Below are 12,773 nucleotides of genomic sequence, written 5' to 3'. Positions count from 1 at the left end.
AATGGTTGACAGTTGAAACCTTAATTTATCTTTCTCGTAATTGAACACTGCGGTTTAATTGATTCATTCCCAAAGAAATAAATAGATTAATGGTGAGATAAGTTGCCATAATAATTAACATGACTTCAATCGCCCTTCCGGTTTGATTAAAGGTAGTATTGGCAACATTATAGACATCCGCATAAGCAACGGCGACCGCTAAACTAGAGTTTTTTGCTAAGTTTAAATACTGACTATTTAACGGTGGAATAATTACCCGTAACGCTTGAGGAAATACGACTAACTGCATGACTAAACCTGATTTTAACCCTAAAGATCGGGCGGCTTCCCATTGACCTTTAGGAACAGATTGAATTCCCGCCCGCACAATTTCAGCAATATAAGCGGCTGTATACACGACCAAACTTACTAGAAGTGTTGTAAATTCAATGGTGAGTCTTAATCCTCCTTCAATCGTATTGGTGGTAGGATTAAACATTGGACGTTGCCAATTTAATCCGACTGTTAATGTTAATAAGGCAATGATTCCAATGATTCCCAAAGTAATCAATTGAGGTTGTCCAGATTCTCCTCTTTCTACCATCACCTTGGTTCTTCTTTTGGACACAATGAAAGCAGCGATCGCACAAATCACTAAAATTCCTAACCCAATTATCCCTTGAATTCCTGACGGCCAAGGGATAAAAATTCCTTGTTTAGACAAATAAATTGAATTTAAAATGTTTAAACTTTCTTTAATCAGTGGAAATTGGACAAAAATTCCATACCAAAATACTAGCTGTAATAAAAGGGGAGTATTGCGGACAATTTCAACATAAATTAATGATAACTGACGCAATAGCCAATTATCAGAAAAACGGGCAACACCAACAGCAATTCCCAATAATGTTGTGAGGATAATTCCAAAAAACATCACCCGCAGAGAATTCAATAATCCCGCGAATAAAACGCGACTATAGGGATCAGTGGGAGTATAGGGAATTAAACTATCGAGAATATTAAATCCTGCCGATGTATTTAAAAAATCAAAGCCAAAATTGTTTCCTGTTTGTCTAAGATTTCGAGTTAGATTTCCGCCTAAAAGAGCGAATAGGCTAACTACAATCACAATCACTAAAATTTGTAAGGCAATGCGCCAAAATCGGTCATCTCGCCAAAGGGGGATTTTCTGATCTCTGTTGGTTGTCATATCAGTTATCAGTTATCAGTTATCAGTTATCAGTTATCAGTTATCAGTTATCAGTTATCAGTTATCAGTAAACTATTCCCTATTCCCTGTTCCCTGTTCCCTGATAACTGATTTTAACGGAAAGGCGGAGAATACATTAAACCGCCATTTGTCCACAGGGCATTTTGTCCACGGGGAAGCTTAAATTGTGAACCTTCACCGAGGTTGCGTTCATACACTTCACCATAATTCCCAACGGCTTTAATCGCATTAGCCGCAAAATCATTACTTAATCCCATCCCTTTTCCCAGGTCGCCTTCTGTTCCCAAGAATCGTTTAATATTAGGATTATCACTGGTTTTAAGTTGATCAACATTGGCTTGCTTCACCCCTAATTCTTCAGCTTCAAATAACGCAAAGGTTGTCCATTTAACGACATCAAACCAAGTAGAATCATTATTGACTGTTACAGGGCCAAGAGGTTCTTTCGACATCGTAACATCCAGCAGAATATGCTCATTGGGATTAGGGAGGGTACTGCGACGAGCGACCAGTTGAGATTTGTCAGACGTCATTCCTTGACAACGACCTTCAGCATAAGCAGCATAAGCGGGATCAGCTTGTTGAAAGGTAACGGTTTCAAACTGGATACCCCGTTGACGCATCGCATCGGTTAAATTCAGTTCCGTTGTGGTTCCTGCTTCTACACAAACCGCTTTTCCTTGAAAATCTTCTAATTTGGTAATCCCACTATCTTGACGAACCATCATCCCCTGACCATCGTAAAAGGTTGTCGGGGCAAATTCCAAGCCAACGGAGGTATCCCGGCTAATCGTCCAGGTGGTATTGCGAGAGAGCATATCCACTTCTCCCGCTTTTAACGCTTCAAATCGTTCTGTAGAATCCAAATTGCGAAATTCCACAGCATTAGGAGCACCCAAAACAGCCGCAGCTACGGCTTTACACACATCCACATCTAAGCCGGAATATTGGCCACTTTCATTCACAAAGCTAAATCCGGGGATTTTACCATCAACACCACAGATCAGCTTTCCACGTTGCTTGACAATATCAAGGCGACTTTGACCTGTTCCCGAATTACTAGCAGGTGTTGAGTTTCCCCCTGGTGAAGTTGTATTAGTGCTAGTAGTATTGGATGATTCACAGGCTGTTAGGGATGCCACTAACAAGAGTGTTGCTACTAGCAAAGAACCGCATTTGTGCATAGTTTTATATTGCTCGTGTATAGATTAGGTAAGTTTAGAGTTCTAAAGGTGTTGAGGTTATTAGCTCCCCAGGAGTTACCTCAAACGCTTTAAGCTTACCTTAATGTGGGAATTTTCCCTGCAATTTTTTGAGCAAAATTCAATCGGGTAGCGGGTTAAGATCATCATGGTTTTCCTCCAACTCAGGGGATGACCTTAAATTTCCCCGAACCGAAAAATACACAACAAATGGATTTTAAGCTGAAGCCTCTCCAGATAAGCGTGCTTCCGCCATATCCCGAATCAAAGAAATGCGAGAGCAAATATAATCCGTTAAGAGATCAGCTTCATTTCCGTTGATAGAAGCTTCTTTATTGAACTGTTTCAGTAAACACTGGACAAGACTCGCATCATCAAGAGTAACCAGAGTGGATGCTTGGGTCTTTTCGACCAGTGACCAAAGTTGACGAAGCATTGTAGGAGTCATAAAACCTCCGATGGATGCAGTTTTGTCGGTTTTTATACAGAAAAAAACGCTGTTATTCTGCGTGAGCCAGAAAGTAGTCTTTCTCCGTCATCAGGAGGCTTAATACTTTCTTTAAATTTCAAGAATAACCGAGTTTACTCAAATTTGACGGAAAAAAACACAAGATGTCACAACAATTACAACTCTCTTAATCTAGTGAATTAAATCTTGACAAATGGTTGAATGTAGAGTTAAGATTTGAAAATTTTGTTTTCTATATCAGTATTTTTACCGGGTATCCCATCCCATTTTTACTTCGGTTGGGGTACTAAAACGGTTAAAGCTTGGGGAATAACTCGAAAATGAGCGGGTGTCCAGGTGGTAATTTCCCCATCGGTGTTAATCGGGTAGGGTTTACTGGTATAAATTTGAAAGTCTGAGCCAGACACGGTTCTGACTCCTAATTCTTCCCGATGTTTTCCTGTTCTCAGGGTTAACCACACCCAGAGAATTTGCCACCAATGTTTGATTTCTAAACTGTAAAGGTCTAAACGTTGATCATCAATCGTGGCATCATGGGCAATGGACATTCCGCCCCCATAATATTTGCCATTCCCAACGGCAATTTGTAAAGTTTTGACCCGTTGTATTTGACTATCTACTTCAATTAAAGCACGAAAAGGTCGAGCCGTTAGCGTAGCTTGAATTGCAGCCCATACATAAGCTAAGGCCCCCCAGTGCTTTTTAGATTTTTTGGTCAGTTTACGAGTAATCTTTACACTCAATCCTAAACTGGCCACATTAAAGAAGTGTTTACCATTCACCCAGCCTAAATCAATCTTTTGTTGATGTCCACAGGCAATGATTTGACACGCTTCGGTCACAGAGGCGGGAATTTTTAGAGTACGGGCTAAGTCATTGGCCGTTCCTAAAGGGACTATTGCTAGGGGTAAACCGGTTTCTACCAACCCATCCACCGCCGCATTGAGGGTTCCATCTCCCCCTCCGACAATCACAAAATCTACTTGATCTTTATATCGTTGAATGGTTGAGGTAAACTCTTGCGGATGTTCAGGGGACTCTTGAATAATATCAAAATCTAAGGCTTGAAGTTGATAAACCACTTGCGATAAATTCTTTTGGGTTTTGCGCGCATGGGGATTGATCAAAAGTAAAGCCGTTTTCGGATGGGCAGGTTGGGGAAAATTTGCCATAACAGTTATCAGTTATCAGTTATCAGTTATCAGTTATCAGTTTATAAGTGATTACTGCCGAAGGAACCCAAACCTAAAGATTTCTCAATCCTATTCTAATAGTTTTCTCGATTTGACTAAAAGCTGTCAATTGATAACTGATCACTGATCAGTTATCACTGATTAAGCGACTTCTGTGGGAATACCAACCCGTTTGCGTAGAGATTCAGCCCGACGTTTTGCGGTTTGATTATTGGGATCAATTTTTAGGGTTTGCTCATAAGCTTCTAAGGCTTGGCTGGTTAGTTTTTTCTTCTCATAAGCATAACCCAAATTATTAGAAGCAGTGGGATAAATGGGATTTAATTTTAAGGCTTCTTTATATTGGCGAATGGCAATATCATATTGTTCTTTAGCTAGATGAGCATATCCTAAAGCATTATAAATCATGGCTAAATTTTGGGGATCTTCCTCTTCCCCAGCTTTTAAGGCTTTTTGTAATTGGGTTACGGCTTGGGAATAGAGCTTTTTATCGTTATAAATACTTCCTAATTGATAGTATTCTTGTGCAGTTCCCGGTTCTTTTGCTAATTTAGTTTGCAGATCAAAGAGGGTGATTTCTGTACGACGAGTTTTCAGAATTTGACGAATCAGGAAAACAATGGCCCCGGAAAGTAACACCACTAAAAGTAATAGATAGGCAATGGGAAGATTAGTATCCATGATTGAAACTGTAAAATTTTAATTAGCTTGAAACACAAAGGAGAAGGATCAAATGCAATCGATCCTTCACCTTAGCCGATAATTGGCAATCTGTCTATTTCGTTTATAGCAGGGAACAGGGAACAGAAAGGAAAAGAGGGATATAAGTTTAGGTTTTAGCATCAGTCTATGTCCTAACACCCCCGGCGCAACTGCTATGACAGTCTGTTTTAATTTATTAAAACTACTTTGCTCCGCTTTTGGCCAGATCAACCACTTTCCCAAAGGTTTCAGGATCTAAAACGGCGAGTTGGGCTAACATTTTGCGATTGATTAAGATATTGGCTTTTTTCATATTGCCAACTAACTGACTATAGCTGATACCGTTAATTCGAGCCGCTGCATTAATCCGAGTAATCCACAACCGTCTAAAGTCCCGTTTGCGGTTCCGACGATCTCGATAGGCATTTTTCAACGCCTGCATAACTCTCTGATTCGCGGTGCGGAAGTTGGTAGACTGACACCCCCGGAATCCTTTGGCAAGTTTCAGTATTTTTTGGCGGCGTTTGCGAGCAACATTACCGCGTTTAACTCGGGTCATTTTACGTTTCCTTTAATTAAAATTTGCTTAGAGGCTTACAAATAGGGCAGCATCAAACGCACGTTGTCTTCTTGAGTCTCACTCACTAAAGCCATATTAGACAGATGACGTTTGCGAGCAGGGCTTTTATGTTGTAATAAATGGCTTTTATAAGCCCGACGACGTACAATTTTTCCACTGCCGGTGACTCTAAAACGTCTGGCTGCGGATTTACGAGTTTTGAGTTTGGGCATGGATTCGCCTAAATTCGACACAGCCTACAATTATATCATGGGAGTTTAAATTCCCACAAGGGGAGGGAACAGGGAACAGGGAACAGGGAACAGGGAATTACGAATTACGAATTACGAATTACGAATTACGAATTACGAACAGGAATTTCACGGCCCTGGGGTCTAATCAGGAACAGCTATACTAGGATTCTGGGTTGACTCTCAGATGCTGGACTTCAACAACGGTATGAACATTACCGCGCGGGTTAAAATCTCCTTTAATTCTGACTTCTAGGGGGTCAGCAGCAGTTACAAAGTCATCTAAAATTTGATTAATCGATTCTTCGTGGGAAATATAGCGATCTCGGTAACTATTGATATACAGTTTAATGGATTTTAATTCCACAACTCGTTCGTTAGGAACATAAGTTAAATAAATCGTGGCAAAATCGGGATAACCGGAAAACGGACATTTGCAGGTAAATTCGGGTAAGGTAATTTGAACCTCATAGCGACGGCCAATTCTGGGATTTGGGAAGGTAATCAATTGTCCTTCGGCAATTTCCCGTTCACCATACTTTAATGCTTCTGGACTTGTGGCGGGAGATTCTGGAGTTTCAGTGTAAGAGTGGCTCATGGAATTGAGATTCAACAGGGACTCTTTAAAGTTTAGTGAATAGAACGGAAGTTTTTCTGAAATTTCTTAAAGAAATTGGTTCAAAGCGTTCTAATGACAGGTATCCTGAAACATAACAAACTAACCTGACCCACCAGGTTAATTTTATCAGTTCCCAATTGATGTTCACCCTTGATCACCCGCCCTATGCAAAATGCTGACACCTCCAGCCCTACTCCGTCAGTGGCATCGAGTAACTACTCTCCATCTATTCCGATTTCTATCTATCGAGAAGTCACGGCTGAGTTACAAACGGTTCAATCTCAATTAGAAGCCCTCAAAACCCAAAATCACCAGTTAACACAACAAAATCACCAGCTTCGTCAAGAACTGGAAAACGTGGTTCAAGCCGCAATTCAGTTGCACCAAGCGATTAATAAAGCTCAAAATGTAGGTCAAGGAAAAAAATCTTCCTTTACACCCCCAGGATCTCATTCTTTCAATTTGGATGTTTCATCCCCAGTGAGTAGTTCTGGGACGGCTGCGACTTCTCCGTTTCTCGACATCGCCCCTGGCGTTACCTCCCAACCCCAAGCTCCTGAACCGAATTTTCCCTTTCCCCAGCCTCCTCAACAACAACCTTTAATACCAGAAGTCGCAGAACCCTTTTTTACAGAACAACCGGAAGCTCGGTTACGCCCCCTGTCTAAATCTCAGCGTTCTGAACTGAGTGGATTTTGGTTAATTGTGTCGATTGTGGTGATTGTTGTCGTTGCTTTTGGTGCTGGGTATTGGATTGTTCGTCCTTTGTTAAACCAACAGCGTTAGATTGCTCAGGAATTGCTGCTCAAAGATGATTTTGTGAATTATTGACACTCTCGTTTCTGCGGACAGAATTAGTTTAATCTAATTTGTAGGCTTTCTCGGTTTCAATAAATCTAATCTCGTTTGACACACTCCCCCAGCCCCTCGACCCCATGAAGAGGGGAGAATTTTTGTTACTCTTAAATAAGAAGTTAGATTTAAAAATATTAATTACTCCCCCTTCCCTGCAAGGGAAGGGGTCTGGGGGATTAGGTCATAGAAATTTTCAGAGAAAATGAAACAGCCCTGGGGCTTCTAATATGTTATCGTGTCCCGGTTTGAGATGTCGGGTTAACGGTCAACTCTCAACAACCTTGTCGCTCCCGCAAGGATTCATTAAACTGTATAAAGTCTAATAATTTATTGATTTTACTAATCCTAATCCCTTTCCATTTGTTCAAAAAGGAGAAAAAACTGTGTCTGTTGAGACCGTACAAAAGAGTGAGACTGTTCGTAAACTTGCACCCCGTTATCGGGTTTTGCTGCATAATGATGATTTTAATTCGATGGAGTATGTTGTTCAGGTGTTGATGAAAACGGTTCCGAGTTTGACTCAACCCCAGGCGGTGAGTATTATGATGGAAGCCCATACCAATGGCCTAGCGTTGGTGATTACTTGTGCTCAAGAACACGCAGAATTTTATTGCGAAACCTTAAAAACTCATGGACTCATCAGCACGATTGAACCCGATGAATAAACTTCCTCAATGATAGGACAATAGGTTTGAAATACCATCTTGAATTTTTAAGAAATTATCCTGCTTTTCTGAGAATTATTATTTTTCTCCTAATGTTGGTGTTGCTTTGGCTCCCCTTGGCAGCACCTTTTTATTTATGGGTGAGCGATCGCAATTTTGTTAGTATTATTACATTAATTTTTCTCTATGTCGAGTTTCTGATTTTAATTCACTTTTGGGTCAAAGCAATTTATCAAGAATCTCACCCCTTAACTCGTTATGGGTTAGTCTTTAATTCTAAAAATTATCAAAATTATTTTAAAGGATTAGGATTAGGATTAATCAGTTTAATAGGATTATTTTTCATAGAATCCCTATTCGGTTGGGTACAATGGCAATCTCCAAACCCTAATTTTTTTAGAATTAGTTTAGAAGGGTTTTTAGTCGCTTTTGGAGTGGGGTTTGCAGAGGAATTATTTTTTAGAGGATGGTTACTGGATGAATTAAACCGAGATTATTCCCCGAAAATAGCATTAGTGATTAATAGTTTAATCTTTGCAAGTTTACATTTTATTAAACCGTTATCCGAAATTCAAAGAACAGCCTTACAATTTCCAGGGTTAGTGTTATTAGGCTCAATCTTAGTTATCTCTAAACTAGCTTGGTTTCCGGCTTCTTCACCTCGTTTAAAGTTAAGTCCGTCTGGTTGGTTGGGTTTACCGATGGGGTTGCATGGGGGGTTAGTTTGGGGTTATTATATGATTAATGTGGGGCAACTGATTGATTATTCTGATACGGTTTCTGAGGCGATTACCGGAATTGATCAAAATCCGTTAGCTGGGGTGATGGGGTTGTTTTGTTTGGGTGCGATCGCAATTTTTATCTCGAACAAATCGTCCTGATCGGAAATTGCCTCAATCCTCGGAATTTAAACCTTAATTTATTGGGGATTTATTCACTATGAAACCTTATTATTTTCTGGATTTTTATCTGCATAATGGGGATAATCATCAATTTATTTAATGTTTCTATATTTTAAAATTTAACACTATTAGTGAAAGGAAATGTGAAGTTTATTTTTGGGATTCAATATTTAGTTTTAGCTTTAACTTATCTAGGATTAGCATTAGGAATAATCCCTGGTCTTCGGATGAACCGAGCGACAATTTCTTTAGTTGGTTCAGCTTTTTTAGTTACTTTAGGTATTTTAACTTTAGAAGAAGCTTGGCAAGCCATTGATGCCAATACGATTATCTTTTTATTAAGTATGATGGTCGTTAATGCTAATTTAGCTTATTCCGGTTTTTTCCAATTATTTCTCAATCGTTTAATTCGGATTACTCATACTCCATTTGGATTATTAGTTGTTTTAACTTTTAGCTGTGGGTTGTTGTCTGCTTTATTTTTAAATGATACAATAGCCTTAGTATTTACCCCTTTAATTTTGAGTTTAATTCAAACTCTACGCCTGAATCCTATTCCTTATTTACTTGCTTTAGGAGCGGCGACTAATATTGGTTCTGTAGCAACAATTAACGGGAATCCTCAGAATATTTTAATCGGTTCTTTTTCCCAAATTCCCTTTTTAGAATTTGCCCAAGTCTTAACTCCCGTTGCGATTTTGGGGTTAATGGTACAAATTGCCTTATTGTGGTTATTTTATCCTGATGTTCGTTCCTTAAAACCGCTTGTGATTCCTCCCCGAATTCGGGTGAAAATGGTTAGACCTTTATTAATCAAAACCGTTGTGATTACCAGTGGATTATTTGTTGCTTTTATAGCAGGATATCCATTAGGAATTTCGGCATTAACGGCCGCTGCTTTATTATTGATGACTCGTCGCATTAAACCCGAAAAAATCTTAAAACAAGTGGATTGGGATTTATTAGTGATGTTTTCGGGTTTATTTATTCTCACCGCCGCCACGGAACGCTTAAATCTGCTACAAATTTTTACACCCTTTGCGGAAACTACCGCCGGACTGTTAGGAGTAACCGTAATTCTTTCTAATTTAATTTCTAATGTTCCGGCGGTGTTAATGATGCAGCCTTTAATTAACCCCCAGGATACGAAATCTTGGTTAATGTTAGCAGCAGCATCTACCTTAGCCGGAAATCTAACATTATTTGGTTCCGTTGCGAATTTAATTATAGTAGAATCTGCTGCTAAATTGCGTTATAAAATTACATTTATAGACCATTTAAAGTTTGGTGTTCCTGTTACTTTAATAACGCTTTTAATCGCCTATTTTTGGATTGAATTAACAGTAGCTTTGTAGGCTTATTCCGCATCAAAATAGGGCTAAAGAGTTAATAAATTCGACCATTTGGCAGGGTTGCACCGCATAAAATGGTATCTTGTAAATCAGCCCCATTGAGTTTAGCATTTCGCAAACTTGCACCTGTTAAATTTGCCCCTTTTAAACAAGTCCCATCTAAATTAGCCCCCCACAAATAAGCACCTTGAAGATTAGCATTGGTTAAGTCTGCGCCGGATAAATCAGCTAAATTGAGATTTGCATAACTCAAATCAGCATTTCTCAAATCGGCATCGCGTAAGTCGCCTTTCATTAAATTAACTGAAACGAATTGTCCGCCTTTTAAACTGCTTTCATGTAAATCCGCTTCCTGTAAATTCGCCCCTTCTAAATTAGAAAATCGCATTTGAGCAGCGTGTAATGCGGTTCCCATTAAGTTAGCACCCGCCAATTTTGCGCCACTCATTTTAGCGTCATTCAGGTCTAACCCACTAAAATCAACGCCTTCTAATTGCAAGCCATTCAGAAACGCGCCATTGAGTTTAACACCATTGAGTTGCGCTCCTTTTAAATTTGCCCCACTTAATCTAGCACCACTTAAATTTGTCCAGTTTAAATTGGCTCTTTCTAAATTGGCAGACCGCAGGTTAATTCCGTTGAGATTTGCCCCACATAAATTGACCCCAGTTAAATTCGCCCGAAATAAATTAACCGATAATAGGATAGCTCCACTCAGTTTCGCATTCGTTAAATCGACTCCATTTAATTGCGCTCCTTGTAAGTTAGCTTTGGTTAAATCAGCTTCAATTAAATAGCTGCCTTTTAATTTAGAAAAACTTAAATTTGTTCCATATAAAAACGCTCCATTTAAGTTAACATCCATTAAAAAACAACGTTCTAAATAAGCTCTCGCCAGAGAAGCCTCTTTTAAACGTGAAGTTGAGAAATTAGCTTGATTGAGGGTAACTCCAATTAAATTTTCCGCCGTTAAATCTAACCCTCTGAAATCTCGTTCTCCCCGAAGATAGCGTTCAACAATTTCATTGCTTTTCATAGTGATAGCCTCTAACTTCATAATACCTAATATTTTCTTTTTAAAAGTTAGTTACTTTTGAAAAGAATCAAGACTATTGAGACGATTTCAACTTGAGTTGTGAGCAATTCGATGAAGATCACCCTTAAAAATTATTCTGTAAACGGACTCGTTTTTTTCAACACAACTGTTATTTTCAATCTAGTATTTAGTATACAACAATACTTTTGGAATTTTATTTTTATAAATTTTTGTAAATTTTTTGACGAGATGCAGCGATTTGAGAGTAATTCTGTTTTTAGGATAGGGACAAGAATACCTCGCCCCAAATCCCATTTCTACCTATCAAGCTCTAACGGTCAACGGAACCCATGATAATATCGATACTACCGAGAATGGCTACTAAGTCAGCCACTTTTTCTCCGCGAACTAATTCCGAGAGAATGGGTAAATTACAGAAATCCGCCGCCCGAATTTTGAACCGCCAGGGAAACACATTATCATCCCCAATGATATAAATGCCGAGTTCCCCTTTTCCACTTTCAATCCGTACATAATGTTCCCCTTTGGGGATTTTGAAGGTTGGGGCAATTTTCTTACCAATAAATTGATAATCAAAGCCATTCCATTCGGATTTTGGCCCCTCCATCATCCGTTTTGCTTCTAAATTCTCGTAGGAGCCACCAGGGAGAGCCTCTAAGGCTTGATACAGGATTTTCACTGATTCCCGCATTTCCCGAATCCGAACGATATAACGAGCGAAACAATCTCCCCCCGTGTCCCACTGGACATCCCAGTCTAACTCGTCATAACATTCATAATGGTCAACTTTGCGTAAATCCCACTTCACCCCAGAGGCGCGTAACATTGGGCCAGATAACCCCCAGTTAATCGCCTGTTCACGGGTAATGGTTCCTAACCCTTCAATTCGACGTCGGAAAATCGGGTTATTGGTAATTAAGCGTTCATATTCATCAATTTTGGGGGCGAAATAATCGCAGAAATCTCGACATTTATCCACCCAACCATAGGGTAAATCTGCCGCTACCCCCCCAATGCGGAAATAGTTATTATTGACCATCCGGTATCCCGTGGCGGCTTCCCAGAGGTCATAGATTAATTCCCGTTCTCGGAAAATATAGAAGAATGGGGTTTGGGCTCCGACGTCAGCCAAGAACGGCCCAAGCCATAACAAGTGATTAGCGATGCGGTTGAGTTCCAGCATAATCACCCGAATATATTGAGCCCGTTTGGGGACGGTGACTCCGGCTAATCGTTCTGGAGCATTAACCGTTACCGCTTCGTTGAACATTCCCGCCGCATAGTCCCAACGGCTAACATAGGGAACGTACATCACAACGGTACGATTTTCGGCGATTTTTTCCATACCGCGATGCAGATACCCAATGACGGGTTCACAGTCCACCACATCTTCCCCATCCAGGGTCACAATTAACCGCAAGACCCCGTGCATGGAGGGATGGTGTGGCCCCATGTTCAAGACCATCGGTTCTGTGCGGGTTTCTATTCTGCTCATAATCTTATCTGTGTTCCCTAACGCGGATTTATTGCTTTCTTGGGATGTTTGTTTCAATTGTTAATATTATAGGAACACTTGGATTGTCTGAGATCGCAGCTTTGGCAAAAAATAGTCACAAGCCTTTTGTCCCTACCCAGGGTTTGTACTTCCCCGGAAACTGGGTTTCTAAACAAAGATTTTGATTTTATCCCTTTAAACTAGCTGAGAAATAGGGTTTCTGAGTTTGGGGGGTTAGCGAT

General features: G+C 39.9%; 14 protein-coding genes. 4 read left to right on the top strand and 10 right to left on the bottom strand.

All coding sequences use genetic code 11. From position 1 onward, the window contains the following. Positions 1–25 precede the first annotated feature (25 nt). The 8 genes from PL9214_RS10150 to queF form a co-directional block, all read right to left on the bottom strand. A complete protein-coding gene (locus PL9214_RS10150; RefSeq protein WP_072718604.1) occupies positions 26–1,189 on the bottom strand; it encodes an amino acid ABC transporter permease in 1,164 nt (387 codons plus the stop codon). A gap of 113 nt (positions 1,190–1,302) precedes the next feature. Beyond that, complete coding sequence (locus PL9214_RS10145) at positions 1,303–2,394, bottom strand: amino acid ABC transporter substrate-binding protein (protein WP_072718603.1); 1,092 nt, start codon at positions 2,392–2,394, stop codon at positions 1,303–1,305. A gap of 235 nt (positions 2,395–2,629) precedes the next feature. After that, positions 2,630–2,860: a hypothetical protein gene (locus tag PL9214_RS10140; protein ID WP_072718602.1), complete on the bottom strand. Its 231-nt coding sequence runs from the start codon at positions 2,858–2,860 to the stop codon at positions 2,630–2,632. Between the two features lie 290 nt (positions 2,861–3,150). Beyond that, a complete protein-coding gene (locus tag PL9214_RS10135; RefSeq protein ID WP_072718601.1) occupies positions 3,151–4,053 on the bottom strand; it encodes a lipid kinase in 903 nt (300 codons plus the stop codon). A 162-nt stretch (positions 4,054–4,215) separates the two neighbouring features. Beyond that, positions 4,216–4,755 carry a tetratricopeptide repeat protein gene (locus PL9214_RS10130; RefSeq protein ID WP_072718600.1) on the bottom strand — a complete coding sequence of 180 codons (540 nt, stop codon included), beginning with the start codon at positions 4,753–4,755 and terminating at the stop codon, positions 4,216–4,218. A 223-nt stretch (positions 4,756–4,978) separates the two neighbouring features. Beyond that, on the bottom strand, positions 4,979–5,335 hold the full coding sequence (rplT, locus tag PL9214_RS10125) for a 50S ribosomal protein L20 (RefSeq protein WP_072718599.1): 357 nt from the start codon (positions 5,333–5,335) through the stop codon (positions 4,979–4,981). A 35-nt stretch (positions 5,336–5,370) separates the two neighbouring features. Then, entirely contained in the window at positions 5,371–5,568 is a 198-nt protein-coding gene (rpmI, locus tag PL9214_RS10120; RefSeq protein ID WP_072718598.1) for a 50S ribosomal protein L35, read from the bottom strand. 181 nt (positions 5,569–5,749) lie between these two features. Then, entirely contained in the window at positions 5,750–6,184 is a 435-nt protein-coding gene (queF, locus tag PL9214_RS10115; RefSeq protein ID WP_072718597.1) for a preQ(1) synthase, read from the bottom strand. 186 nt (positions 6,185–6,370) lie between these two features. Between queF and PL9214_RS10110 the strand changes: the two genes are divergently transcribed. The 4 genes from PL9214_RS10110 to PL9214_RS10095 all read left to right on the top strand — a co-directional run bounded on the left by PL9214_RS10110 (position 6,371) and on the right by PL9214_RS10095 (position 9,982). Continuing rightward, the gene (locus PL9214_RS10110) at positions 6,371–6,991 is read left to right on the top strand and encodes a hypothetical protein (RefSeq protein WP_072718596.1); all 621 of its coding nucleotides are present in this window, start codon (positions 6,371–6,373) and stop codon (positions 6,989–6,991) included. A gap of 452 nt (positions 6,992–7,443) precedes the next feature. Beyond that, the gene (clpS, locus tag PL9214_RS10105; protein ID WP_072718595.1) at positions 7,444–7,725 is read left to right on the top strand and encodes an ATP-dependent Clp protease adapter ClpS; all 282 of its coding nucleotides are present in this window, start codon (positions 7,444–7,446) and stop codon (positions 7,723–7,725) included. A gap of 26 nt (positions 7,726–7,751) precedes the next feature. Then, a complete protein-coding gene (locus PL9214_RS10100) occupies positions 7,752–8,606 on the top strand; it encodes a CPBP family intramembrane glutamic endopeptidase (protein ID WP_072718594.1) in 855 nt (284 codons plus the stop codon). 164 nt (positions 8,607–8,770) lie between these two features. After that, on the top strand, positions 8,771–9,982 hold the full coding sequence (locus PL9214_RS10095) for an anion transporter (RefSeq protein WP_072718593.1): 1,212 nt from the start codon (positions 8,771–8,773) through the stop codon (positions 9,980–9,982). A 31-nt stretch (positions 9,983–10,013) separates the two neighbouring features. On the opposite strand, the gene PL9214_RS10090 is transcribed toward PL9214_RS10095, so the two are convergent. Next, entirely contained in the window at positions 10,014–11,015 is a 1,002-nt protein-coding gene (locus PL9214_RS10090) for a pentapeptide repeat-containing protein (protein ID WP_072718592.1), read from the bottom strand. 331 nt (positions 11,016–11,346) lie between these two features. Continuing rightward, positions 11,347–12,531: an NAD(P)H-quinone oxidoreductase subunit H gene (locus PL9214_RS10085; protein ID WP_072718591.1), complete on the bottom strand. Its 1,185-nt coding sequence runs from the start codon at positions 12,529–12,531 to the stop codon at positions 11,347–11,349. Between the last annotated feature and the right edge of the window lie 242 nt (positions 12,532–12,773).

Origin of the sequence: Planktothrix tepida PCC 9214 (assembly GCF_900009145.1) — a bacterium.
GTDB classification, from domain to species: Bacteria; Cyanobacteriota; Cyanobacteriia; order Cyanobacteriales; family Microcoleaceae; genus Planktothrix; species Planktothrix tepida.
This window is presented reverse-complemented; position numbering and strand designations above follow the sequence as displayed.